The sequence below is a fragment of the Nonomuraea sp. NPDC049684 genome, assembly GCF_044465345.1.
Taxonomy (GTDB): domain Bacteria; phylum Actinomycetota; class Actinomycetes; order Streptosporangiales; family Streptosporangiaceae; genus Nonomuraea.
Genome location: NZ_JBITLO010000005.1, coordinates 499,218 through 521,618, shown reverse-complemented (window position 1 = coordinate 521,618; position 22,401 = coordinate 499,218). Strand labels below are relative to the sequence as shown.

Genomic DNA, 22,401 nt, shown 5'->3' with positions numbered 1-22,401 from the left:
CGCCATCTGTCACATCTCGTCCGGGTTATGAGACAGTTCGTGAGACGGCCGTGACTCCCCGGAGGGGATCGCGACCGCCAGCGCGGCCAGTACGTCGGCCTTCCGTGGCTGGCCAGAGGCCTTTTTGACCACGTTGCCTGACGGATCCAGCACAAACACGGTGGGCGTGCGCATGACGTCGAACCGCCGCACCAGGTCGAGCCGGGACTCGGCGTCGATCTCCACGTGCGCCACCCCGGGCACGAGCGCGCTCACGTCGGCCAGCACCCGCCTGGTCGCCCGGCAGGGCTGGCAGAACGCGGTCGAGAACTGCACCAGCGTGGCCCGCTCGCCCATGGCGGCGCCCAGCATGTCCGCGGTCAGCCGTTCCCCGGCCGCCGCGCGCACCCGTCCGTCGCGGCGCAGACGAACCACCCCGATCACCGTGCCGAGCGCCAGCGTCGCCAGCGCGATCCACAGACCCGTCACCTCAGGTGCCAACCACGGGCGGCCGCGATTACTTCCTGGCCGGGCCGGCGACGTGCACCAGGACGCGTCCCCGCCGGTCGACGACCTCGAAGCGGTCGATGCGCCGCATGAGCACCGGCGTCGCCATCTGGAAGACGGTCTCCTCGCGGTAGGTCCGGCGGCTGACGGTCCAGCTCCCGACGACCTCGCGCCGGCCCCTGTCGTCGTAGACGGCCAGGCTGCACACGGTGCCGACCGGCACGTTCCGCACGGTCACCAGCAGCTCGGTGCGCCCGTCGCCGGGCAGGGCGTAGACCGTGGCGTAGTAGTCCTCGGCCCGGTTCTCGCCCTTGAAGGCCCGGCCGTCGCGGGTGGCGCCCAGCTCCGCCGTGGGCATCGCGCTCGGCGTCGGGACGGCCTTCCTGAGCTGGGCGTCGGGCGCGGCGTCGCTGGCGACGAAGCCCTCGGTCTGCGGCGACTTCGCGGCCGCCGAGGACTGGGGGGCGGCCGCGGGCGCGGCCACGGTGTGCGTGTCGTCCTGCCGGGTGACGGTCCAGACCGTGCCGCCGACGGCGATCACCGCGACGGAGGCGGCCACGGCCAGCATGAGCCGGCCGCGCCGGTGGCGCCGGGCGCGGGCGTTGAGCAGCCGGTCGAGCACCTGGCGCGGCGGGCTGGCCACCAGCTCGACGTCGCGCTCGGACACCTTGCCGAGGAAGGCGGCGACGCCTTCGAGTTCGAGCAGCTCGGCGCCGCAGGTCTCGCAGGTGGCCAGGTGGTTGTCGATCTCCAGCGCCTCGTCGGGTTCGAGCGCGCCCAAGGCGTGCGCGCCCATGGCGATGCGCACTTCTTCGCAGGTCATCACGGCGCCAGCCCCCGCTCTTCGAGCGCCAGCTTGAGCGCGCGCAGCGCGTAGTAGGTGCGCGACTTGACCGTGCCCGGCGGTATGCCCAGCGTCGCCGACGCCTCCTTCACCGATCGCCCCCGGTAGTAGACCTCCAGCAGCACCTCGCGGTGCTCGGGCCGCAGCGCGGCCAGCGCCTCGGCCACGGCCCACGACTCGACCGCCCGCTCCAGCTCGTCGTCGGCCGGCAGGACCGCGAGGGCCTCGTCGCCGGTCTCCTGCGGCCTGGCCTTCTTGGCGCGGTGCTGGTCGACCACGAGGTTACGCGCCACCGTGAACAGCCAGGCCCGGATGGGACGGCCGGAGAGCGCGTCGGGGTGCCGCCAGGCCCGCAGCAGCGTCTCCTGCACCACGTCCTCCGCACGTCCGGAATCACCGGTGAGTCGCAGCACGTACCCGTAGAGTGGCCCGGCGTGCTCGTCGAAGAGGGTGCGTACGAGCTCCTCGTCCGCGGTGCCTGCTGCGCTCACGCCCTCATCACGTACGGGGGGCCGCAGCGGTTCAGGCTCATCCACGGATCGGCACGTCAGACGCTTCGGCCGAGAACTCCAATCCGTCGGCCACGCTCTTGACCCCGGTGATCTTCACGTCGAAGGGCAGGCCGCCCTTGAACGGGATCGTGTAGGTGACGAAGTGGGCGAGCTGGTCGGGCACGCCCTGGATCTTCTCCGCCTGGAGCCTGATGGCCCCGTCGGCCACGTCGACCCGCATCTCCGCGGTGAACTGCACCTTCTGCACCCCCACCGTCACCTCTCCCGACGCCACGAGCCGCCGCCCGTTGCCGCTGATCTTGATGCCCCGGGGCGCGTACTTGTCGATCGTGGCCCGGGTGAGCACGCCGCTCACGGTGACCCGCCCGGCCCGGACGTCGGCACGGTTCTGCAGCACGTCGGACAGCGGGGCGGTCACGTCGTAGGCGACGCCGCGCAGGTTCTTCACCGGCACGCCTCCGTAGGTGAGGGTGCCGAGATCGAACCGTACCTCGGGATAGTGCCCCGAGACGGCCTGAGTGAGAAACGGGATGCCCTCGATCGTCACCTTGGGGGTGCCGCTGAGGTCGGTGGCGGCGGCGATCCGGTTGGACAGGTCACGCTCCACCCCGGCCACCGCGACGCGGTCGACGACGACGAAGAGGACGGCCAGGACGATCAGAAAGATGATCAGCTTGCGCATGGGGCTCCCTGTCGTCGGCGGGGGTGTCGAGCCTATCGATCCGGCGGTCTCCTTCCCCGCCGGAGCCGTCGATCACCCGCCGGCGAAGGGCGGCAGCACCTCCACCGTGACGCCCTCGCCGAGCACCACCGTGTCGTGGGCGCGCCGGCCCACGGGGGCGCCGTCGACGAGGAACGACGAACGGCCGACCACCCGGGCGAGCTCGGCCCGATTTTGTGTGATTTTGGTCATCAGTTCGTCAAGAGTCGCCGCTTCGAACGGCTCCTCCGCGACTCCGGCGGCCTCCTTGGCCGCCGCCCAATAACGTACTTTTCCTGTGGCCATGCGTTGCCTCACAATCGCCTTCGCTCTATTGTGCGACGCCCTTAACACGCCTGTTTCAAAGGGCCCGCTGTTCACCTGGTGGACGCGCAATGGACGCGACTAAGCCGTGGGATATCCTCGCGTACAGGACCTGGGCGACGTCGCCTCCGGGTCCTTGTGTGTTAGAGGAGGCCGTGATGAGCAACCTGCTGCTGCTGACCAACGCCCTCGAGCCGTCCTCCGAGGTGCTGCCGGCGCTGGGGTTGCTGCTCCACTCCGTCCGGGTCTCGCCGGCCGAGGCGTCGGCGCTCATCGACACGCCGCCCGCCGACGCCGTCGTCGTCGACGCGCGCAAGGAGCTCGTCCAGGCCAAGAGCCTGTGCCGGTTGATCCGCACCACGGGCATCGACTGCCCGCTGCTGGTGGTGGTGACCGAGGGCGGCCTGGCCGCGATGACCGCCGAGTGGGGGGTCGACGACGTGCTGCTGGAGACCGCCGGGCCCGCCGAGGTCGAGGCGCGGCTGCGCATGGCGACCGGGCGCAGGTCGCAGGCCGCCGCCGAGGACGTCCCCGACGAGATCCGCAGCGGCGACCTGTCGATCGACGAGGCCACCTACACCGCGCGGCTGCGCGGGAACGTGCTCGACCTGACGTTCAAGGAGTTCGAGCTGCTGAAGTACCTGGCCCAGCATCCCGGCCGGGTCTTCACCCGCGCCCAGCTCCTGCAGGAGGTCTGGGGCTACGACTACTTCGGCGGCACCAGGACGGTCGACGTGCACGTCCGGCGGCTGCGCGCCAAGCTCGGCACCGAGAACGAGTCGCTGATCGGGACCGTCCGCAACGTCGGCTACCGGTTCGTGCCCGATCGCAGCGATTCGGCGCACGTGTGATCCGTTGACCCGTGTTCGCCTGATGTGACACTTTGTCGTTGGGACTGTTTCCAACCTGTCATGTCGAGGACACCGCCGTCCCCGGATCGGTGGTGGCATGGGTTTGTTCAGGTCACTCGTGGACGAGGGCGCGAGCCCCCGCCTCTTCCGCCGCGGCGAGCTGATCTGCTCGCCGGTCCGGCCGGTCAGCCGCGTCCACGTGATCGACCACGGGTACGCCCGCGAGCACGTCCCCGGCGGCGACCGGGAGGTCGTGCACGACCTGCGCGGCCCCGGCGACCTGGTGGGCGAGCTGGCCTTCTGGAGCCCGGGCGAGCGCGTCAAGGTGGACGCCCTGACCGAGGTCCGGGCCTGGCCCATCGATCTGCGGCGGTTACGCGAGCACGCCTCGGCGAACCCGGCGGTGGCGACGGCGCTCGTCCAGGAGCTGTTCGCCAGGAACCTGGCGGCCCGCCGGCACGAGGCGCTGGCCCGGGCCCCGGTCGCCGCCCGGCTGGCCGTGTGGCTGCTGCACCTGGACGAGCGGTACGAGCTGGCCTCCCCCGCCGCGCCGCCGCTGTCCATGGAGACGCTGGCCGATCTCGTCGGCAGCGCGCCCGACGTCGTGCAGCGGCAGCTCACGCAGTGGGTCAGGCGCGGCTGGCTGGTGCGGCCGGGGTATCGCAGGCTGCGGATCGCCGACCCGGTGGCGCTGCGCGAGGCCGCGGGGGCCTGGGAGCACCTGTCCGAGCCGTGGCGCGGCCGGGTGACGCCGTTCCTCACCCGGCCGGGCGCCCAGGCCGGGCCGCTGCCGGTCGGCGAGCTGCCGAAGCCGCGCCAGCTTCCCGCCGACGTGTCCGACTTCACCGGCCGTCAGCAGAGCCTCGACCTGCTCACGGCCTGGCTGGACCGGCAGCGGCGGACGAACACCATGGTCGTGCAGGGCCTGACCGGCGTGGGCAAGACCGCGCTGGTGACGCACTGGGGCCACCTGCACGCCGACCGGTTCCCCGACGGCCAGATCATGATCGACCTGCGCGGCCATTCCCCGACCCAGCCGCCGATGAGCTCGGCCGAGGCGCTCGGGCAGATCCTGCGCTCGCTCGGCGTCGGCGAGCACATGCCGGCCTCCGACGAGGCCGAGCTGATGCTGCTCTACCGCAGCAGGATCGCCGGGCGCAGGCTGCTGCTCGTCCTGGACAACGCGGCCGACCCGGCCCAGGTGCGGGCGCTGCTGCCGGGCGGCAAGGACTGCGTGGTGCTGGTGACCAGCAGGACGCGGATGGCGCCGCTGCGCGCCACCGGGCACGCCGACCTCATGGACCTGTCGGTGCTCGACCCGGGCAACGCGGTGGCGCTGCTGGTGTCGGTGCTCGGCGAGGGCTCGCCGCGGGCCGCCGACCGGGACGCGCTGGCCGAGCTGGCCCGGGTGTGCTCCTACCATCCGTACGCGCTGCGGATCTCGGCGGCCAAGCTGGCCGAGGACCCCGGGCTGAGCGTGCGGGCGCGGGCGGCGGAGCTGCGTACGCCGGACCGGCCGCTGGCCGGGGACCCGGAGGAGGCGTTCAGGTCGGCGCTGGACCTGGCGTACGAGTCGCTGAGCCCCGCGCAGCGCCGGGCCTTCCGGCACGTCGGGCTGCTTCCCGGGCGGGACTTCGCGCCGGAGGTGCTGGCGGCGGCGCTGGGCGTGCCGGTGGGCGAGGCGGTGGCGGCGGTGGAGGGGCTGCACCGGGCGTACCTGGTCGAGCCGCTGCCGGGGTCGCGGTACCGGGTGCACGACCTGGTCAAGTGGCAGGCCAGGGAGCTGGGCCGGCACGCCGAGGCGGGGGTGCGCGAGGCCAGGGTGCGGCTGCTCGACCACTATCTGGCGGTCGCGACCGGCCCGGACACGCCGCGCGAGTGGTTCGAGGCCGAGCGGCGGTCGCTGGTCTCGGCGGTGCGGCTGGCCGAGGAGAGCGGGGCGTACGGGATGGCCTGGCAGCTCGCCGAGGCGGTGTTCGAGCCGTTCAGGAGGCTGCGGTACTACGAGAACAACCTGGAGGTGCAGCAGGCCGGGCTGACCTCGGCCCTCCAGGTGGGCAACCGGCGGGCCGTCGCGCTCATGCGCAGCCACCTCGGCTCGATCCACCGCGACATCGGGCCGTCCACGCTGGCGGCGAGGTTCATCGGCGAGGCGCTGGCCGACTTCACCTCGCTGGGCGACCGCGCGGGGCTGGCCCGCGCGCTCAACGACCTGGCCGAGGTGCACGGCATCGCGGGCAACAGGGACGAGGCGCTGCGCCGCGCGGATGAGGCGCTGGAGGTGCACCGGGAGATCGGGGACCTGCCCGGCGTGGCGAAGTGCCTGCACACGCTCGCCCGGCTGCACCTGTCGCAGGAACGCAACGACCTGGCGCTCCGGTACGCCGGCCAGGCGCGGCGCGTACGGGAGGAGCTGGGCGACCGCAGGGGCGCCGCGCAGAGCCTGATCATCTCGGCCCGGGTGCGGCGGAGCCTGGGCGAGCCCGACGCGGCGCTGTCGGAGGGCCTGGAGGCGCTGTCGATCTGCCACGAGCTGGGCGACGAGCACGCCGAGGCCGAGACGCTGCTCTGCCTGGCCGAGATCTACGACCAGCTCGGGCTCCAGCAGGACGCCCGGCGCGACGCCGAACGCGCCCTGGCCGGGTACACGGCCACCGGCGACCAGCACGGGTGCGGGCGGGCGCTGTGCGCGCTGGGCCGCATCGCGCGCAACGGCTCGCGCTACGACGAGGCGCTGGCCTGCTACGAGCAGGCGCTCGCGGTGCAGGTCGAGCTCCACCACGAGCAGGGCAAGGCCGAGACGCTGGGCGACATCGGGGTGGTGCACTGGCGGCTGTCGGACTACCTGCGCGCCGACGACTACCTCAACCAGGCGCTCGTCATCAGCCGGGTGATCCGCGACGAGCCCGTCGAGGCCCGCATGCTCAACCGGCTGGCCCGCGTACGGCGCCGCCAGGGCCTGCCCCAGGTGGCCTTCGTGTACGCGCTGGAGGCGCTGGACCTGGTCCAGGGGCTGGGCAACCGGCGGGCCGAGGCCGACGTGCAGGAGACGCTGACCTACACGTACCTGTCGCTGGGGCGGCACGAGCCGGCGGTGCGGGCGGCGCGGGCCTCGCTGGCGATCCGGGAGGAGACGGGCGACAGCAGGGCCAGCGCGCTGCTGTCGATCGCGCACGCGCTCCACGCGGCGGGCGAGCCCGCGACGGCCCTGGCGTACGCCGTGGAGACCGTCGAGCTGCAGCACGTGACCGGCACCAGGGACCGGTGGGGGGCGGCGCTCACGACGCTGGCCATGGTGCTGCTCGACCTGGACCGGGCCGAGGAGGCGCTGGTCCACGCCAAGCAGGCCAGGGACGTGCACCTGGAGTGCGGGACGCGGCGCGACCTGGGGTGCGCGCTGAGGGCGCTCGGCCTGATCACCGCCAGGCTCGGGGACCGCGAGGCGGCGGCGGCCCATCTGGCCGAGGCGGTGCGCACGCTGGACGAGGTGGGGGACGTCTTCGAGAGCCGGCGGGCGGCGCAGGAGCTGCGGGAGCTCTCCTGAAAGACCGCTAAAAGTCGGGAAATCTCGGAAGTGAGGTCGCAGATCTTCTCCGCGCCTTCTCGTTAGCTGGTGCCACCAGCGACGACACGGAGGTGATCCGGATGCTCAAGAACCATATGCGTCGAGACCTGCAGTCACTCAAGCGACAGGCGCGCAGGGACCGGCGGGTCACGCTCGGCCTGCTGGCCGGGGTGCTGGCGGCCTGGACCCGTCAGCTCTCGCCGGGTGACCCGCCGGCGGGGCCGGGGGTGCTGCTCGCCCTGTCCGTCGGGCTGCTCACCGCGTCGGGGGCGGCCTGGCTGATGGCGGCCTGCTTCGCGGTACGGGCGGTCAGGCCGCGGTCGGAACCGGTGGAGGTGCTGGTCTGGGTGGCGCGGGTGAGCAGGAGCAAGGAGTGGGCGTTCTGCTCGCTGGCCGCGTACGTGGCCTGGCACCTGCTCCAGTTCGTCTCCGCGCTGCTCCTGGCCTGAACGGGGGCGCGGCGGGCCGTCACCTTCGCGGTGGCGTCCCGCCGCCTTCGCGCCGACGACCCCGCCGACCTCGACGTCGAGGCCGCTCTCCTCCAGGACCTCGCGGCGGACGACCTCGGCGAGGGTGTCGTCGGCCCGGTCGGGCCAGCCGCCGGGCAGCTCCCAGGCGTTCCTGGGGTTCCTGCAGAGCAGGACGCCCTCGTCGGTCAGGACCACGCCCTTGATCGAGGCGTGCATGAAATACCAGCCGGTCTCCGCGTCGATCACGAGGGGATCACGACACGCTTCGCAGGCCCGCGCGCTGGGTCAGGGAAGGCCGGTGGGGGCCGGTGCCGGGGTCAGGGGAAGGCGGCCTGGTGGGGGCCGGTGTCGGGGTCGAACTCGTGGCGGATCCTGGCGCAGTCGTCGAGCAGGGCGCCGTACAGGGGCCACAGGGGGCCTTTGGGCGGGGAGCCGGCCAGCTCGGCGGCCAGGTGGCGCTGCTGGTGCTCGCCCTCGCGCAGGGCCGCGCACAGGTTCGCCATGTCCCTGGACGCGGCCTTGCCCACCTGGATCAGGCCGAAGTCGCGGAAGATGCGCGACAGCGCGCGCAGCTCGCCGGACAGGGGTTCGGGCAGGTCGGCGGCCTTCTCGCCGGGCAGGCCGCGGGCGCCGGCGACCAGGTCCACCAGCCCGCGCGCGATGCTCCTGAGCTGGTGCCCGGCGTGGTCGAGGCAGGTCGCGGCCTCGGCCGACTGGCGCAGGCGCCGGTCGTAGCGGCGGCGCCTGCGGAAGGTCAGGCGCACGGACTCGGCCGCCTGGTCGGCGGTGTCCTTGGTCTCCTCCAGGCGCTGGGACAGCTCGCGGGCGCGGTCGAGCCAGTCGCGGGCCATGTCCTCGGTCCAGTGGCCGCTCAGGCCGTCGGCCATGTCCTGGGCCAGGTCGGCCAGCTCGGCCGACATGTCGCACAATTCCCTGGCGGCGTGCTCGACGAAGCGCGGGGGCAGGATGAGCAGGTTCGCCGCGATGCCGATGGCCGCGCCGAGCAGGACGTCGGCCAGGCGCGCGAAGCCGTACGTGCGGCCGAGCGAGAGCACCAGCAGGGCGGTGATCGGGATCTGCACGTTCTGGGCCGGCAGGTTGAGCAGCCGGGTCAGCACGAGCCCGGCCGCCACCAGCACGCCCAGCGTCAGCGCGTTCACGCCCATCAGCCAGATCAGCCCCGACGCCGCCGCCACCCCGACCACGACCGCCCCGACCTGCTGGAACCCGCGCACGACCGTGCTGTAGGCGGTCGCCGACACCGTGAGCAGCACCCCGATCGGCACCAGCACGGGCAGCGGCACCTTCAGCGCGAACGTGGCCAGCCACCACCCGAACACGCAGGCCAGCGTCACCTTGACCGTCTGGGCGAACGCGTCCCGCTCGGCGCCCAGCCACTCGCGGAACCCCTGGGCGCGCAGGCGCGCGAGCCCGGCCGCCGCGCCCGAGACGATCCGCCCGAGCGGCGCGCCGGCGCCCTGCTGCTTGCGCCCCGGCTCTTTGTCCATACTCCCAGGTCAATGCCCATTCGAGCGATGGATAGAGGTCGCCGTGCCTGGGTAGCGGCAAGGTTGTGGCGCAGCGGGGCAGCGCGCCCGTCGGAGGTGAAGCATGACCGGCGACCTGGTCGTCCCAGACGCCGCCCGGGGGGTGGTGGTGTTCGCGCACGGCAGCGGCAGCGGCCGGCTCAGCCCGCGCAACCGGTACGTGGCCGAGGTGCTGAACAAGGCCGGCCTGGGGACGCTGCTGTTCGACCTGCTCACGCCGGAGGAGGAGGCCGACCGGGCCAACGTGTTCGACATCGCGCTGCTGGCCGGGCGGCTGCTGGAGCGTACGGAGGAGCTGCGCGGGCGCGAGGAGGCGGCCGGGCTGCCGATCGGCTACTTCGGCGCGAGCACGGGCGCGGCGGCGGCGCTGTGGGCGGCGGCCGAGCCGGACAACCGGATCGCGGCGATCGTCTCCCGCGGCGGGCGGCCCGACCTGGCCGGGAAGCGGCTGGCCGCGGTGCGCGCGCCCACCCTGCTCATCGTCGGCGGCCGGGACCCGATCGTGATCGACCTGAACGAGGAGGCGCAGCGGCACCTGAGCGCCGAGCACCGCCTGACCGTCGTGCCCGGCGCCACCCACCTGTTCGAGGAGCCGGGCGCGCTGGAGAGCGTCGCGGAACACGCCCGCGACTGGTTCACCACGTACTTCAACGCGCCGTGACCGGGGCGGCGCCCTTCGCCTCGGCCAGCAGGCGGGCGTAGACCTCGGGGTCGGTGGTCTCGCAGCCCAGGCGGTGGCCGGTCAGCTCGCCGTGGTCGTCGCTGGACCCGGTCACTTCGAGGCCGAGCCCGGCGGCCAGGCGGCGCAGGTGGGCGCGGGCCTCGTCGTCGTGGTCGAGGTGGTCGGCCTCCACGCCGAAGAGCCCGGCCGCGGCCAGCTCGGCGATCCACTCGTCGGCCACCGCCTCGCCGCGCCGGACCGCCTTCGGATGGGCCAGCACGGGCACCCCGCCGGCCGACCGCACCAGGCGGACCGCGCGTACGGGATCGAGGGCGTAGCGGGTGACGTGCGCGCGGCCGCCCGCGCCGATCCACTCCCGCGTGAACGCCTCCTCGGGCGCGGCCACGGCCCCCGCGGCGACCATGGCGCGGGCGATGTGCGGGCGTCCGACCGGGCTGTCGCCGGCCACCGCGGACACCTGCTCCCAGGTGATCGGCACGCCCAGCTCGACCAGCCGCTCGACGGTCAGCCTGCCGCGTTCCTCGCGGGCCCGGCGGATGCGTTCGCACTCGGCCAGCAGCTCGGGGTCGGCGGGGTCGAAGAGGTAGGCGAGCAGGTGGATGCTCTGCCCGGCCCGCCGGCACGACAGCTCCATGCCCGGCACCAGCGTCAGGCCCTCGGGCAGCGCCTCGACGGCCGCGCGGTGCCCGGCGACGGTGTCGTGGTCGGTCAGCGCGAGCACGTCGAGGCCGCGCTCGCGGGCGCGGCGCACCACGTCGGCCGGCGGCTGCGTGCCGTCGGAGGCGGTGCTGTGGCTGTGCAGGTCGATGCGCATCGCTCGATGGTAGGCGGTCACACCTGCACGGTGGCGAGGATGCGGCCGTCCAGGGTCTCGATGCTGAAGTGGTTGAGATCGTCCTGGGTCAGGCTGGTGCCGCCGTGCAGCAGCAGGGGGTCGGGGGCGCCCGGGACGCCGTACCCCTTGTCGGGCACGCCCCAGCTCGCCACGGTCTCCGAGCGGCCGTCGTCGCCGAAGGCCACCAGCCGGCACTTCAGCGGCCCCTTGACGCCCTTGAGCTCCAGCGCCACGTGGGTGCCCCAGCCCTTGTCCTCGACGCCCACCACGCCGGACACGCCGGTCGCGGGGTCGTTGACCGGGTAGGTGCGGCCGGTCATGAGCAGGGCGCGGGCGGGGCTGTGCACGCTGTCGGGGTCGGGGCCCGAGGTCGCCGCGTTGACGGCGAGGAAGACGCCGGTCGCGACGAGGAAGCACGCGGCGGCCGACATGAGCCCTCGATGGAGGGTCCGGCGGCGGCGCTCCACGGCGGCCCGGCGCACCAGCAGCGACTCGACCGGCGACTCCAGCTCCGACTCGACCGGCCCGGGGCGCAGGTCGTCGGGATCGACGCCGCGCATCAGCTCCCCCATGGCCGCGAACGCGCCGACCTCGCCGGCGCAGCTCGGGCAGCCGTGCAGGTGGCGTTCGAAGGCGTTGCGCTCGTCGTCGTCCAGCAGGCCCAGCGCGTACGCCGCCACGTCCTCGTGGTGCACTTCGTTCACGGGAGCCCCACCCCCCTTTCCTCCAGTGCGATGCGTAAGGCCCGCATCGCGTAGTACACGCGGGACTTCACCGTGCCCACGGGCACGCCGATCGTCTCCGCGGCCTCCTGCAGCGTGCGATCGCGCAGGAAGGTCTCCGTGAGCACCTGGCGGTGCGCCGGCGACAGCGAGAGCATGGCGTCGGTCACCACGATCTCGCGCAGCAGGCGGTCGTCCTCGGCGGCCACGGCGTTCGCCCGTTCCGGGACCTCCTCCACGGTGTCGAGGGGGCGCGTGCCGGCCCGGCGCCGGTCGTCGATCACGACCCGGCGGGCCACGGTGGCCAGCCAGGGCATCAACGAGCCGTTGTCGGTCCGCAGGTCCCCGAGGTTGCGCCAGGCGCGTACCAGGGTCTCCTGGACGACGTCCTCCGCCCAGCGCCGGTCGCCGCCCGTCAGCCGCACGGCGAAGGCCATCAGCGGGGACCCGTATTCGCGGTACAGGGCCCGCACCATGGCCTCGTCGGTCACACGATGATTCACGCGGCGACTCCTCGCGCTGCGTACATCATGAAATGTCGCCCGGATAACTACTGATATTGAATTATTGCCCTAGTCACGGGCGAGGAACAAGATACGGGATTTGCATCAATCACCCCACCTGTTGATTCAGCGATAAAAGCTGATCATTTACCCCGACGGCGTACGCCCGTGCCGTCCCGCCGGCCGCCTGTCCGGACGCGCCGGCTCGTGCGGACCGGCCCAGGCCTCGGCCTCGCGCAGCAGGTCGCGCACCGAGGCGTGCCGGGCGGAGGCCGCGTGCCCGAGCAGGACGCGCACCAGCTCGATCGCCGTCGGCCGGTCGGCCGGGTCCGGCCGGCGGCACCGGTCGACCAGGCCGCGCAGCGGAGGCGGCAGCCGAACGAGGTCCGCGCCGCCCCCGGCGTGCCCGGCGGCGGCGAAGACGATCACGTCGGCCCACTCGCGCACGTCGGCCGATGGCAGGTCGCTGCTTCTCGGGCCGGGCGCGAAAGACGCCTCGCCGAGCGGCCCGACCAGCACGTTGTGCGGCCCGAGCCGCAGCCCCGCGATGCCGGTCAGATGCAGCCTGGCCAGAGTGGCGGCCGCGCCCAGCGCGAGCCGGTGCAGCGCCTCCCCCTCGTACGGCCCCGCCGCCGCGACCACGTCGGCCAGCGGCTCACCCATCCCCAGGTAGTCGCGCGGCCGAAGGGCCAGCCCGCCACCCCATCCCTGACTGTCCATCGCCGTCCTCCGGCTCGGTGCTCGTCGTCAGGGTGTACGCCGTCCCGCGCGGGCGGGGTTCAACGGCTTCCATGCGGAAAACTCATGGAACGGCTGCGAAGAACGGTCCCAGCCGTTCCAGGGGCCCGGCAATGGCAGCGGCACGTCTTCGACGACCTGACCGCGTCCCGGGACGAGCCGGACCGGCGGCGGTTCGGCGCCTGCCTCGGCCGCCTGGCCGACGACGTGGGCGCCTGGCATTTCGGTCGCGAATTTAGATGAGATCAGCTCATGTTCGGTCTTGCCGGGACTCTTCCGGCGGTGGATGCTTGCGGCGACCCCGGTACCGCAGCCTGGGAGGTGGTCCCGTGTTCCACCGTCTCATCCGCCGGGCGGCCGCAGCCGTCCTTCTCCTGACCGGCGCGCTGGTCGCGCCGTCCGTCCCGACCGCCGCCGCGCACGCCGCCGCCGCCGTGAGCGGCTTCGTGGACGGCCACAGCCACCTGTTCTCCTACGAGACGTTCGGCGGCATGCTCATGTGCGGCAAGCCGTTCGACCCCGACGGCATCGAGCACGCGCTGACCGACTGCCCCGACCACTACCCGAACGGCGAACTGGCCTGGTACGAGAACTTCACCAGGACCGGCAAGCCCACCGGCACCCACGACCCGGTGGGCTGGCCCACCTTCCGCGACTGGCCGGCCAACGACTCGCTGACCCACCAGCAGGCGTACTACACCTGGGTCGAGCGCGCCTGGCGCGGCGGGCTCCGGGTGCTGGTCAACGACCTGGTGGCCAACCGGCAGCTCTGCGCGATCTACCCGCTGAAGAAGTACTCCTGCGACGAGATGACGTCCATCCGCCTGCAGGCCCAGCGGGCCCGCGAGCTGCAGGACCACATCGACGCCGAGTCGGGCGGCCCCGGACGCGGCTGGTTCCGCCTCGTGAACGACCCCGCCGAGGCCAGGAGCGTGGCCGCGGCCGGCAAGCTGGCCGTCGTCCTCGGGATCGAGACGTCGGAGCCGTTCGGCTGCCGGCAGATCCTCGGCATCCCGCAGTGCACGAAGTCCCAGATCGACCGGGGCCTGGACGAGATGTACGCGCTCGGCGTGCGCAGCATGTTCGTCTGCCACAAGTACGACAACGCGCTGTGCGGGGTGCGCTTCGACTCCGGCACCCAGGGCGCGATCGTCAACGTCGGCAACCTGCTGTCCACCGGCTCGTTCTGGCAGGCCCGCACCTGCACCGGGCCCGAGCACGACAACACCATCGACCCGGCCGGCGTGCTGCCCGACCAGATCGCGCGGCTGCTGCCGCCGGGCGTCTCGCTGCCGCTGTATCCGCCGGCGCCCCACTGCAACACCCGGGGGCTGACCTCGCTCGGCACGTACATGGTCCAGGGCCTGATCAGGCGCGGCATGATGGTGGAGATCGACCACATGAGCGTGAAGGCCGCGGCCCAGACGCTCGGCCTGCTGGAGGCGGCCCGCTACCCCGGCGTGATCTCCTCGCACAGCTGGGCCGACCCGGGCTTCTTCGGCCGGATCTACGCCCTCGGCGGCATGATCACCCAGTACGGCCACAACTCCCCCGACTTCGTCGCGGAGTGGCGGCGCACCGCACCGCTGCGGCAGCAGTACAACGTGCCCGGATACGGCTACGGCCTGGACGTCAACGGCATGGGCCGCCTGCCCGCCGCGCGCGCCGGCAACGCCGCGAACCCGGTGACGTACCCGTTCACGTCCTTCGACGGGAGCGTGCGCCTCGACCGGCAGCGCACCGGGCAGCGGGTCTGGGACGTCAACGTCGACGGCGTGGCCAACTACGGCCTGGTCCCCGACTGGATCGAGGACATGCGCCTGCTCGCCGGTCCGGACATCGTCCGTGACCTGGCGAACGGCGCGGAATCGTACCTGCGGACCTGGGAGGCGACCGCCGCGCGGCGACTGCCGTGAGGCGGGCGTCCCCGTCGTTCACGCGACCGGCTGGACGGACCGCGAGGTCCGCCGGCCGGTGGCGAGGTTGAGCAGCAGCGAGGCCGCGGTCAGCGCCACGCCGAACCACACGACGCTGGTGACGCCGACGTTGTCGGCGAACAGCCCGCCGAAGAGCGCGCCGAGCGCGATGGAGGTGTTGTACGCCATCGTGTTGAGCGACATGGCCGCCTCGAAGGTCTCCGGCGCGGCGGCGAGCGTCATGTTGACCTGGGCGAGCTGCACCACCCCGAACGACAGCCCCCAGACGACCAGCGCCACGATCGCCCCCGTGGCGCTGTCGCCGATCGCGAGCAGCAGCAGCATGGCCGTCACGAGCCCCGCCGCGCCGACGACGAAGCTGCCCCGCAGGCTGCGGCTCACGGTGTGCCCGGCGACGAAGTTGCCGATCGCGCCGGCGACCCCGAACACCATCAGCACCCCGGTCACCAGCAGCGGCGAGGCGCCCGCGTTGGCCTCCAGGAAGGGCCGGACGAAGGTGTAGGCCCCGAAGTGGCCGAGCACGAACAGCACCACCGTGACCAGCACCATGCGCAGCGGCACGTTCCGCAGCGGGAGCCCGAACACCTCGCGGACGGAGACGGCGTTCGCCGACGGCAGCGACGGGATCGCGAAGGCGACCGCCAGGAACACCAGCGCGCTCAGCCCGCTCCAGATGAGGAACGTGGTGCGCCAGTCGGTGAGGCTCTCCAGGAAGGTGCCGAGCGGGATGCCGACCACGGTGGCGATCGAGATGCCGGACATCACGATGGCCGCGGCCCGGTTGGCGTGCCGTTCCTGGACCAGCCGCATCGCCATGCTCACGCCGATGGCCCAGAACACGCCACTGGCGAAGCCCAGCAGGAGCCGCGTCGTCAGGATCACCCCGTAGTTCGGCGCGATGCCGGTCACCAGGTTGCCCACGGCCAGCACCGCCAGCAGGACCGACAACAGCACCCGCCGGTTGACCCGCCGCGACCACGCCACGATGAACGGCACGCCCAGCCCGGCCGACACGCCCTGCAACGTCACCATCAACCCGGCCGCGCCCACGGAGATGCCCAGATCCTCGCTGAGCGGGGTCAGCAGCCCCACCGGCATCAACTCGGTGGTGAGGAAGACGAAGAGGCTGGCCGTGATCGTGGCGACCCCGGCCCACGCCCGGAAGGCGGAGCTCGTCGCCTGCGGAGAAAGAGTCTGCGTCATGCGACCAGCCTGCCGACCCTCCATCGATGAGTCCAACACATAGTTTTCATCGAGATCGATCGTCTGACACGATTGATCCATGGAGCTTCAGCAGCTGCGGTACGTCCTCGCCGTCGCCGAGACCAGCAACTTCACCCGGGCCGCCGAGCGCTGCCGGGTCGTGCAGTCGGCGCTCAGCCACCAGATCGCCGCCCTGGAGCGGGAGCTGGGCGCCCGGCTGTTCGAGCGCACCAGCCGCCGCGTGCGGCTGACCACGGCCGGGGAGGCGTTCCTGCCCGCGGCCCGCGACTGCCTGGAGGCCGCCGACCGGGCGCGAACCGACGTCGCGGCGGCCAGCGGGGAGATCCGCGGGCGGCTCGCCGTCGGCTCGATCCCGACGGTCTCCGCCGTGGACCTGCCGGTCGTGCTGAAGGAGTTCCGCCGCCGGCACCCGCGGGTGCGCATCACGCTGGTCTCCGCCGGCAGCGAAGACCTGATCGAACGCGTCCGGCGCGGCGAGACGGACGTCGCCTTCCTCGGCCTGCCGACCCGCGCGGAGCCGAAGGCCGTCCAGAGCCGCCCGCTGGCCAGAGGCGAGCTGGTCGCCGTCGTCGCGCCGGACCATCCCCTCGCCGGTGGCGAGAGCGACCTGCGCGGCCTCGCCGACGAGCCGTTCATCGACTTCCGCGCCGGGCACGCCGGGCGCATCCAGTCGGACGTGGCGTTCGCGGCGGCCGGCGTCCACCGCGAGGTCGCCTTCGAGGTCACCTCGGCCGAGTTCATGGTCGATCTCGTCCGGCACGGTCTCGGCGTGGGCCTGCTCCCCGCCGCCTACGCCCCCCGCTTCCCGAACCTCGGCCTCGTCCGCCTGCGCGACGCCCCGGCACGGGTGGAGCACCTGATCTGGGGAGCCCACCCGTCCGCGGCGGCCACGGCGTTCCTAAGCCTGATCGGCCCGCCTGCCGCCGGCGGCGGGAGCGGGGTCAGCCGCGCAGCAGCGGCTGGCCGGGGAGCTTGACCTTGGTCTTCATCAGGCTGGGCGCGCCGTTGCCGCCGATGTTGACGAAGTAGAGCGCCTTGCCGTCGAAGGCCAGGCTGGCCGGGCTGTCCAGCTTGTCGGCCAGCACCTCCACGCCGCCGCCGGTGCGGACGATGCTGAGGGTGTTGCCCGTGTAGCTCGGCACGTAGAGCTGCCCGCGCACGTCGAAGGCCACGCCGTCGGCCCCGGCCAGCTTGGCGTCCTTGACGTACACGGTCGGCGTGCCCGCCTTCCCGCCCTTGCCGTACGGGACGCGGACGATCTGGCCTTCGTCCGACACGGCCACGTAGAACGCGCCCGCGCGCCAGGCGATGCCGTTCGCCCCGGTGCCGTCCGAGCCGACGAACAGGGACGACTTGGCCCAGACCGCCGCCTTGCCGTCGGTCACGCGGTAGACGACGCTGTTCGTGGTGTCGGTGACGTAGAGCGCGTGGTCGGGGCCGAAGGCCAGGCCGTTGGCGAAGCCGATCGGCAGCGCGGAGTAGAGCTTGGCCTCGCCGTAGGGGGTGATCCGCCAGATGCCGTTGGTGGCGGCCGCACCGGAGTTGAGCGCGGCGTAGACGTTGCCCTGGCGGTCGGTGGCCAGGCCGTTCAGCTTGCCCTCGCCGATGGGCAGGGCGGCCAGCAAGCTGTCGGTGCCGGTGCTGTCGACCTTCCTGATCTCGCCCTTGGTCAGCAGGCCGACGTAGATCGTGCCGTCCGGGGCGACGGTGACGCCCTCGGTCAGGTCGCCGTACGGCTGCACGACGATCGGGCGCAGTGCGGCGGCCTGGGCCGGCGTGGCGACCAGCGTCAGCAGCGCGGCGGTGGAGAGGAAGAGGGGGATGCGCTTCATGGCTGTGATCCTTTCGCCGCGAGATCGCCATGACGTCACCGCCACTTCCGCGAATCATCATGTGATCGACAGACCCTGCGAGCCGGAGGTCTCCCCGCTCCCCTGATGGTCGGCGAGGTCGCGCAGGCGCCGGACCGGCGAGGCCAGCAGGACCAGCGGCACGCAGACGGCCGCGACGACGAAGAGCAGCAGGGTCGCCCGCGCGCCGAGCAGCCCCGCGATCACCCCCGCGACCAGCCCGCCGACCGGGATCGCGCCCCAGGAGACGAAGCGGACCGTGGCCATCACCCGGGACAGCAGCTCGGGCGGGCTGGCGAGCTGCCGGTACGTCCGGGTCAGCACGCTGAGCACCACGACCCCGGCGGCGAACACCACGTTGCCGACGGCGAACGCGGCGAAGCCCCGCCAGCCGTCGCCGAGCGGGATGACGAGCGCCCCGGCCACCACGACGAAACCCGCGCCGAGCAGCGTACGGGCGGTGCCGAACCGGGCCGTGAGCCGGCTGGTGGACGCCGCGCCGATCAGCGTGCCGACGCCCTCCACCGCCAGCAGCAGGCCGACGAGGCCAGGCTCGGCGTGCAGCTCGCGGACCAGGTAGAGCGCGTAGAGCGCGTGCTGCGCCCCGCAGACCGTGTTCACCGCGGTGGCGGCCCACATGCTCGGGCCCATGACCGGATGACGCACGACGAACCGCCAGCCCTCCCGGATCATCGCCCCCATCGGCGGCCGGCGGTCGGGGTTCTCGGGACGGCGTTCCGGCAGGGTCCGCAGCAGCAGGGCCGAGGCGAGGTAGCTGACCGCGTCCACGAGCAGGGTGGGCACCGCCCCGAGCACCTGGACGACGAGGCCCCCCACCGACGGCCCGGCGAGCTGGGTGGTGGCGTGGGTGCCGGAGGTCAGGCTGTTGCGGGACTGCAACTGCTCCTTGCTCACGATCGACGGCAGGAAGGTGGCGTTGGCGACGTCGAAGAGCACGTTCGCGAAGCTGGTCACCAGGGCCACGATCACGAGCTGGGCGATGGTCAGCTCGTCCAGCCACCAGGCCAGCGGGACGGACACGACCGCCGCCGCCCGCGCCAGGTCGGCGACGACCTGGACGGTGCGCATCGGCAGCCGCTGCACGATCACTCCGGCGGGCAGGCCGATCACGATCCAGGCGACGTAACCTGCGGCGGCGATCACGCCCATCTCGAACGCGGAGGCGTCGAGCACGGTCAGGGCCGTCAGCGGTAACGCCACCGCGCCGACCGCCGAGCCGGCCGCGCTGGTCGTGCCGGCCGTCCACCACCGCCAGAAGACGGCCGCGCCGCCTGCGCCGTCGATCCCCATCCCGCACCTCCGCCGAGTAAGTTCCAGAATGGAACGCACTATACTGGAGCCCGTGAAGCGCGCCGATCTCCCCGACTCCGACTGCGGCATCGCCCAAGCGCTCGGCGTGATCGGCGACTGGTGGACGTTCCTGGTCGTGCGCGACATCGCGGGCGGCACCACCCGCTTCGACGGCCTGCAGCGCGAGCTCGGCGTCAGCCGCCGGGCCCTGGCCGAACGCCTGGCCAAGCTGGTCGAACACGGCGTGCTCGAACGGCGGCCCTACTCCACCCGCCCCCCGCGCCACGACTACGTGCTGACGGCGAAGGGCGAAGGTCTGCTGCCCGCGCTCATCGCCCTCCAGGACTGGGGCGCCAGGCACGTGATGGGCGACGGCGCCCTGACCGCCACCAGCGAGAACGGCTCCGCCGAGAGCCGTCGCGTGCACGAGCTGGCCGGCCGCAGGCTCCCCGGCGTCCTGCTGGAACGCCACGACGGCGAGCTGGTCGCGCCCAACGCGCCGGACGTCTGGACGGTGCTCTACTTCTTTCCCGGCGCGTTCGCCCCCGGCGTCCAGGACCCCCCGCCCGGCTGGGCCGACATCCCCGGCACGAAGGGCTGCACGCTGGAGGCCCTCACCTACGCGTCGCGGTTCGCCGACTTCGAGGCGGCCGGCGCCACGATCCGCGGCGTGAGCACCCAGCGCCCCGACCAGCTCGCCGCGTTCGTCCGGCACGCGGAACTGCCCTTTCCCCTGCTGTCCGACCAGAACGACAGGCTCGCCGCCGGGCTGCTGCTGCCGACCTTCCGGACGGCCGGCGTCGACCGCTTCAAGCGCGTCACTCTCCTGGTCGACCCCGACGCGGTCGTCCGGGCCGTGCAGTTCCCGATCACCGATCCGGCCGGATCGGTGGCCGAGATGCTCGCCCTCGTCCGCGACCGCTGACCGCCGGCCTGCGGCAGGATGACGCCATGCTGGAGATCGACTTCCTCGCCGAACCCGACCGCGCCCACTGGGAAGTGCTGGCCCGCGGCCAGGACGCCTACTTCGACACCGAACGCGACGACGCCGCCTACGAACGCACCTGGCGACGCCTGATCGACGACGACCAGACCCGCGGGATCACCGCCCGCCTGGACGGCCGGATGGTGGCCATCGCGCACTACCTGTTCCACGCCAGCGTCTGGTACGCCGGGAGGTGCTACATGGCGGACCTGTTCGTGGACGCCGACTTCCGGCGGCGGGGCATCGCCACGGCGGTGATCGAGTGGGTGGCCCGCGACGCCAAGGACCACGGCTATCCCAGCCTCTACTGGAACACCCTCGAAGACGCCCAGGCCCGCGCGCTGTACGACAAGATCGGCAGGTTCCACGAGGGCCTCATCCTCTACACCTACCGCCGCGACACCGCCCGGTAGGGCTGTCAGGCCTCGCCGTACAGGGCTGTGACCTGGGCGGCCAGCTTCGTCAGCTCGTGCTGGACGGACTCCGGGCCCTCCACGACGACGAGGTCGCCCCAGCCCGCGAGCTGGCGGGCGATGTCCAGCGCGGTCGGCGCGGTGAGCGTGACGCGTACCCGCTCCCCATGGGAGATCACCTCGCAGTGGCGGCCGAAGCGGTCGCGCAGGACGCGCAGGTAGCGGGGCTCGATGGTGGCGGTGGCCGTGGTGGTCGAGCGCCGGGCCTCCATCGCGGTGACGACCTCGTCCCAGGCCGTCGCGAGGTCGAAGTCCGCCGGGCGTTCGGCCGGCTCGTCGGTGACCTCGGCGTCGGTGACCCGGTCGACGCGGAAGGTGCGCTGCCCGTCGGGGGTGCCGGCGATCAGGTACCAGGTGTCGTCCTTGTCGACGAGGCCGTACGGGGCGAGGACGCGCTCCCGTCCGGAGTAGGTGAGGCGGACCTTCCGGCGCCGGACCACCGCGTCCTCCAGCAGGTTGACGAGCACGGGCCGGGTACGGCGGTGCTCGCCCCAGCGCGCCGGATCGACCACGACGGCATCCGCCGCCGCCTCGGCCTCCTGCCGGAACGTCGAGGGCAGGGCGCGTACGAGCTTGCGCAGCGCCGCCTTGGCCTCCGGCGCGATCGCCGCGGCCGGGCCGAGCAGCAGGAACAGCGCCCTGGCCTCGGAGGCCTTGAGCCCGGACAGGTCGGTGCGGGCGCCGCCGAGCAGGGCCCACCCGCCGCCGCGTCCGGCCTGCGGATACACGGGGATGCCCGCCGCCGACAGGGCCTCCAGGTCGCGGCGTGCCGTGGCGACGGACACCTCCATCTCGGCGGCGACGTCCGCCGCCGTCACCCGTCCGCGCGACTGCATCAGCAGCAGGACGGCCACCAGTCGATCCGCTCTCATGTCTTCGACGATGCCAGAAAAAGTGCTCATTCGATGAGCACTTTGCCTGGAAGTATCGATCTCACAAGCCACCGCACGAAAGGCCCGGAACATGCTCCGCGGACTCACCACCATCAGCTTCTACGCCCACGACGTCGCCGCCGCCCGCGACTGGTACGCCGACCTCCTCGGCATCCCCGCCTACTTCCAGCGCCCCGAACAGGGCGACCCCGTCTACGTGGAGTTCCGCCTCGGCGACTACCAGCACGAACTCGGCATCATCGACGCCCGCTACGCCCCCCGAGGCCGGACCGCCGAAGACGGCGGCGCCATCGCCTACTGGGCCGTCGACGACCTGGAGACCACCTGGCAGCGACTCCTCGACATGGGCGCCACCCCCTACGACCAGCCCACCGAGCGCGGCCCCGGTTTCACCACCGCCTCGGTCCGCGACCCCTTCGGCAACATCCTCGGCATCATGATCAACCACCACTACCTGAACGTCCTCGCGAGCCTGAAGGGCTGACCACGATGACCGACGACGCCCTGCGCCTGGACGACGCCGCCGCCTGGAAATCCTGGCTCACCGAGCACCACGAGACGGCCGCCGACGTCTGGCTGCTGATCGCCAAGAAGAACAGCGCCGCGACCACCGTCACCCTCGACGAGGCCCTGGACGAAGCCCTGTGCCACGGCTGGATCGACAGCCACCGCAGGGCCTTCGACGGCGACTACTACCTCCAGCGCTACTCCCCGCGCACCCGCCGCAGCCCCTGGTCCGACATCAACGTCGCCAAGGCCGAGGCGCTGACGGCCGCCGGCCGGATGCGCCCGGCGGGCCGCGCCGCGATCGAGGCCGCCAAGGCCACCGGCCGCTGGCCCGCCTGACACCTTCCCCCTCGGCAGGGACGCTCCGGCCCCTCGTGACGTGCGCCTTGCACGGGGCTCCAAGCCGTGTCAGAACGATGTCAGGGCCGTGTCGGGTCGTCCG

The 22,401-nt window shown here is 72.8% G+C and carries 25 protein-coding genes and 1 pseudogene; 11 read left to right on the top strand and 15 right to left on the bottom strand.

Annotation, left to right across the window (positions count from 1 at the left end; genetic code table 11):
• Window positions 1–9: 9 nt before the first annotated feature.
• The 5 genes from ACIBST_RS19765 to ACIBST_RS19745 form a co-directional block, all read right to left on the bottom strand.
• On the bottom strand, window positions 10–468 hold the full coding sequence (locus ACIBST_RS19765) for a thioredoxin family protein (protein WP_397173342.1): 459 nt from the start codon (window positions 466–468) through the stop codon (window positions 10–12).
• Between the two features lie 28 nt (window positions 469–496).
• Complete coding sequence (locus ACIBST_RS19760) at window positions 497–1,309, bottom strand: anti-sigma factor family protein (protein ID WP_397173340.1); 813 nt, start codon at window positions 1,307–1,309, stop codon at window positions 497–499.
• Entirely contained in the window at window positions 1,309–1,821 is a 513-nt protein-coding gene (locus ACIBST_RS19755; protein WP_125643242.1) for a sigma-70 family RNA polymerase sigma factor, read from the bottom strand. Before ACIBST_RS19755 ends, ACIBST_RS19760 begins: the two co-directional genes overlap by 1 nt.
• 37 nt (window positions 1,822–1,858) lie before the next feature.
• On the bottom strand, window positions 1,859–2,524 hold the full coding sequence (locus ACIBST_RS19750) for a DUF2993 domain-containing protein (protein WP_397173339.1): 666 nt from the start codon (window positions 2,522–2,524) through the stop codon (window positions 1,859–1,861).
• Window positions 2,525–2,596: 72 nt separating this feature from the next.
• Window positions 2,597–2,848, bottom strand: a complete 252-nt coding sequence (locus ACIBST_RS19745) for a MoaD/ThiS family protein (RefSeq protein WP_397173337.1) — start codon at window positions 2,846–2,848, stop codon at window positions 2,597–2,599.
• 176 nt (window positions 2,849–3,024) lie between these two features.
• On the opposite strand from ACIBST_RS19745, the gene ACIBST_RS19740 reads away from it, so the two are divergent.
• The 3 genes from ACIBST_RS19740 to ACIBST_RS19730 all read left to right on the top strand — a co-directional run bounded on the left by ACIBST_RS19740 (window position 3,025) and on the right by ACIBST_RS19730 (window position 7,731).
• A complete protein-coding gene (locus ACIBST_RS19740) occupies window positions 3,025–3,717 on the top strand; it encodes a winged-helix domain-containing protein (RefSeq protein WP_397173335.1) in 693 nt (230 codons plus the stop codon).
• A gap of 97 nt (window positions 3,718–3,814) precedes the next feature.
• On the top strand, window positions 3,815–7,261 hold the full coding sequence (locus tag ACIBST_RS19735; protein WP_397173334.1) for a tetratricopeptide repeat protein: 3,447 nt from the start codon (window positions 3,815–3,817) through the stop codon (window positions 7,259–7,261).
• 101 nt (window positions 7,262–7,362) lie between these two features.
• Window positions 7,363–7,731 (top strand): hypothetical protein, encoded by a 369-nt coding sequence (locus ACIBST_RS19730; protein WP_397173561.1) that lies wholly within the window; start codon window positions 7,363–7,365, stop codon window positions 7,729–7,731.
• A 63-nt stretch (window positions 7,732–7,794) separates the two neighbouring features.
• Here the strand turns inward: ACIBST_RS19730 and ACIBST_RS19725 are convergent.
• Together ACIBST_RS19725 and ACIBST_RS19720 are read right to left on the bottom strand one after the other, a co-directional pair.
• Window positions 7,795–7,968 (bottom strand): annotated as a pseudogene (locus ACIBST_RS19725) (NUDIX domain-containing protein); the annotation flags it as partial.
• 101 nt (window positions 7,969–8,069) lie between these two features.
• Window positions 8,070–9,260, bottom strand: coding sequence for an aromatic acid exporter family protein (locus ACIBST_RS19720; RefSeq protein WP_397173332.1), 1,191 nt, complete (start codon window positions 9,258–9,260; stop codon window positions 8,070–8,072).
• A 103-nt stretch (window positions 9,261–9,363) separates the two neighbouring features.
• On the opposite strand from ACIBST_RS19720, the gene ACIBST_RS19715 reads away from it, so the two are divergent.
• Window positions 9,364–9,960 (top strand): dienelactone hydrolase family protein, encoded by a 597-nt coding sequence (locus ACIBST_RS19715; RefSeq protein WP_397173330.1) that lies wholly within the window; start codon window positions 9,364–9,366, stop codon window positions 9,958–9,960.
• On the opposite strand, the gene ACIBST_RS19710 is transcribed toward ACIBST_RS19715, so the two are convergent.
• The 4 genes from ACIBST_RS19710 to ACIBST_RS19695 form a co-directional block, all read right to left on the bottom strand.
• Window positions 9,947–10,795: a PHP domain-containing protein gene (locus ACIBST_RS19710; protein ID WP_397173328.1), complete on the bottom strand. Its 849-nt coding sequence runs from the start codon at window positions 10,793–10,795 to the stop codon at window positions 9,947–9,949. The two genes, ACIBST_RS19715 and ACIBST_RS19710, sit on opposite strands and share 14 nt — an antisense overlap.
• 17 nt (window positions 10,796–10,812) lie before the next feature.
• Window positions 10,813–11,520, bottom strand: a complete 708-nt coding sequence (locus ACIBST_RS19705) for an anti-sigma factor family protein (RefSeq protein WP_397173326.1) — start codon at window positions 11,518–11,520, stop codon at window positions 10,813–10,815.
• On the bottom strand, window positions 11,517–12,011 hold the full coding sequence (locus ACIBST_RS19700; RefSeq protein WP_352355860.1) for a sigma-70 family RNA polymerase sigma factor: 495 nt from the start codon (window positions 12,009–12,011) through the stop codon (window positions 11,517–11,519). Before ACIBST_RS19700 ends, ACIBST_RS19705 begins: the two co-directional genes overlap by 4 nt.
• A 177-nt stretch (window positions 12,012–12,188) precedes the next feature.
• The gene (locus ACIBST_RS19695; RefSeq protein WP_397173325.1) at window positions 12,189–12,761 is read right to left on the bottom strand and encodes a hypothetical protein; all 573 of its coding nucleotides are present in this window, start codon (window positions 12,759–12,761) and stop codon (window positions 12,189–12,191) included.
• 84 nt (window positions 12,762–12,845) lie between these two features.
• Between ACIBST_RS19695 and ACIBST_RS19690 the strand changes: the two genes are divergently transcribed.
• Complete coding sequence (locus tag ACIBST_RS19690; protein ID WP_397173323.1) at window positions 12,846–13,022, top strand: hypothetical protein; 177 nt, start codon at window positions 12,846–12,848, stop codon at window positions 13,020–13,022.
• 86 nt (window positions 13,023–13,108) lie between these two features.
• On the top strand, window positions 13,109–14,695 hold the full coding sequence (locus ACIBST_RS19685) for a Coagulation factor 5/8 type domain-containing protein (RefSeq protein ID WP_397173321.1): 1,587 nt from the start codon (window positions 13,109–13,111) through the stop codon (window positions 14,693–14,695).
• Window positions 14,696–14,713: 18 nt separating this feature from the next.
• On the opposite strand, the gene ACIBST_RS19680 is transcribed toward ACIBST_RS19685, so the two are convergent.
• Entirely contained in the window at window positions 14,714–15,919 is a 1,206-nt protein-coding gene (locus tag ACIBST_RS19680; RefSeq protein ID WP_397173319.1) for an MFS transporter, read from the bottom strand.
• 79 nt (window positions 15,920–15,998) lie between these two features.
• Between ACIBST_RS19680 and ACIBST_RS19675 the strand changes: the two genes are divergently transcribed.
• Window positions 15,999–16,916: a LysR substrate-binding domain-containing protein gene (locus ACIBST_RS19675; protein ID WP_397173317.1), complete on the top strand. Its 918-nt coding sequence runs from the start codon at window positions 15,999–16,001 to the stop codon at window positions 16,914–16,916.
• Here ACIBST_RS19675 and ACIBST_RS19670 read toward each other — a convergent pair.
• Window positions 16,882–17,772 carry an SMP-30/gluconolactonase/LRE family protein gene (locus ACIBST_RS19670; RefSeq protein ID WP_397173315.1) on the bottom strand — a complete coding sequence of 297 codons (891 nt, stop codon included), beginning with the start codon at window positions 17,770–17,772 and terminating at the stop codon, window positions 16,882–16,884. The genes ACIBST_RS19675 and ACIBST_RS19670 overlap by 35 nt on opposite strands.
• A gap of 57 nt (window positions 17,773–17,829) precedes the next feature.
• Window positions 17,830–19,101 carry an MFS transporter gene (locus ACIBST_RS19665; RefSeq protein ID WP_397173313.1) on the bottom strand — a complete coding sequence of 424 codons (1,272 nt, stop codon included), beginning with the start codon at window positions 19,099–19,101 and terminating at the stop codon, window positions 17,830–17,832.
• A gap of 52 nt (window positions 19,102–19,153) precedes the next feature.
• Here ACIBST_RS19665 and ACIBST_RS19660 point away from each other — a divergent pair, with 52 nt between their 5' ends.
• Both ACIBST_RS19660 and ACIBST_RS19655 read left to right on the top strand, forming a co-directional pair.
• Window positions 19,154–20,026, top strand: a complete 873-nt coding sequence (locus ACIBST_RS19660) for a winged helix-turn-helix transcriptional regulator (RefSeq protein ID WP_397173312.1) — start codon at window positions 19,154–19,156, stop codon at window positions 20,024–20,026.
• A gap of 26 nt (window positions 20,027–20,052) precedes the next feature.
• Window positions 20,053–20,499 (top strand): GNAT family N-acetyltransferase, encoded by a 447-nt coding sequence (locus tag ACIBST_RS19655; protein WP_397173311.1) that lies wholly within the window; start codon window positions 20,053–20,055, stop codon window positions 20,497–20,499.
• Between the two features lie 5 nt (window positions 20,500–20,504).
• Here the strand turns inward: ACIBST_RS19655 and ACIBST_RS19650 are convergent, their stop codons facing one another.
• Window positions 20,505–21,431, bottom strand: coding sequence for a helix-turn-helix transcriptional regulator (locus tag ACIBST_RS19650; protein WP_397173310.1), 927 nt, complete (start codon window positions 21,429–21,431; stop codon window positions 20,505–20,507).
• Window positions 21,432–21,522: 91 nt separating this feature from the next.
• On the opposite strand from ACIBST_RS19650, the gene ACIBST_RS19645 reads away from it, so the two are divergent.
• Window positions 21,523–21,936, top strand: coding sequence for a VOC family protein (locus ACIBST_RS19645; RefSeq protein WP_397173309.1), 414 nt, complete (start codon window positions 21,523–21,525; stop codon window positions 21,934–21,936).
• Between the two features lie 5 nt (window positions 21,937–21,941).
• Window positions 21,942–22,298, top strand: coding sequence for a YdeI family protein (locus ACIBST_RS19640; RefSeq protein WP_397173308.1), 357 nt, complete (start codon window positions 21,942–21,944; stop codon window positions 22,296–22,298).
• Window positions 22,299–22,401: the final 103 nt, after the last annotated feature.

Bases quoted from the DNA above. Each gene is read 5' to 3' on its own strand.
- ACIBST_RS19760 (WP_397173340.1), bottom strand. From the start codon at position 1,309: ATGACCTGCGAAGAAGTGCGCATCGCCATGGGCGCGCACGCCTTGGGC.
- ACIBST_RS19750 (WP_397173339.1), bottom strand. From the start codon at position 2,524: ATGCGCAAGCTGATCATCTTTCTGATCGTCCTGGCCGTCCTCTTCGTC.
- ACIBST_RS19745 (WP_397173337.1), bottom strand. From the start codon at position 2,848: ATGGCCACAGGAAAAGTACGTTATTGGGCGGCGGCCAAGGAGGCCGCC.
- ACIBST_RS19740 (WP_397173335.1), top strand. From the start codon at position 3,025: ATGAGCAACCTGCTGCTGCTGACCAACGCCCTCGAGCCGTCCTCCGAG.
- ACIBST_RS19735 (WP_397173334.1), top strand. From the start codon at position 3,815: ATGGGTTTGTTCAGGTCACTCGTGGACGAGGGCGCGAGCCCCCGCCTC.
- ACIBST_RS19730 (WP_397173561.1), top strand. From the start codon at position 7,363: ATGCTCAAGAACCATATGCGTCGAGACCTGCAGTCACTCAAGCGACAG.
- ACIBST_RS19720 (WP_397173332.1), bottom strand. From the start codon at position 9,260: ATGGACAAAGAGCCGGGGCGCAAGCAGCAGGGCGCCGGCGCGCCGCTC.
- ACIBST_RS19715 (WP_397173330.1), top strand. From the start codon at position 9,364: ATGACCGGCGACCTGGTCGTCCCAGACGCCGCCCGGGGGGTGGTGGTG.
- ACIBST_RS19710 (WP_397173328.1), bottom strand. From the start codon at position 10,795: ATGCGCATCGACCTGCACAGCCACAGCACCGCCTCCGACGGCACGCAG.
- ACIBST_RS19695 (WP_397173325.1), bottom strand. From the start codon at position 12,761: ATGGACAGTCAGGGATGGGGTGGCGGGCTGGCCCTTCGGCCGCGCGAC.
- ACIBST_RS19690 (WP_397173323.1), top strand. From the start codon at position 12,846: ATGGAACGGCTGCGAAGAACGGTCCCAGCCGTTCCAGGGGCCCGGCAA.
- ACIBST_RS19680 (WP_397173319.1), bottom strand. From the start codon at position 15,919: ATGACGCAGACTCTTTCTCCGCAGGCGACGAGCTCCGCCTTCCGGGCG.
- ACIBST_RS19675 (WP_397173317.1), top strand. From the start codon at position 15,999: ATGGAGCTTCAGCAGCTGCGGTACGTCCTCGCCGTCGCCGAGACCAGC.
- ACIBST_RS19670 (WP_397173315.1), bottom strand. From the start codon at position 17,772: ATGAAGCGCATCCCCCTCTTCCTCTCCACCGCCGCGCTGCTGACGCTG.
- ACIBST_RS19665 (WP_397173313.1), bottom strand. From the start codon at position 19,101: ATGGGGATCGACGGCGCAGGCGGCGCGGCCGTCTTCTGGCGGTGGTGG.
- ACIBST_RS19655 (WP_397173311.1), top strand. From the start codon at position 20,053: ATGCTGGAGATCGACTTCCTCGCCGAACCCGACCGCGCCCACTGGGAA.
- ACIBST_RS19650 (WP_397173310.1), bottom strand. From the start codon at position 21,431: ATGAGAGCGGATCGACTGGTGGCCGTCCTGCTGCTGATGCAGTCGCGC.
- ACIBST_RS19645 (WP_397173309.1), top strand. From the start codon at position 21,523: ATGCTCCGCGGACTCACCACCATCAGCTTCTACGCCCACGACGTCGCC.
- ACIBST_RS19640 (WP_397173308.1), top strand. From the start codon at position 21,942: ATGACCGACGACGCCCTGCGCCTGGACGACGCCGCCGCCTGGAAATCC.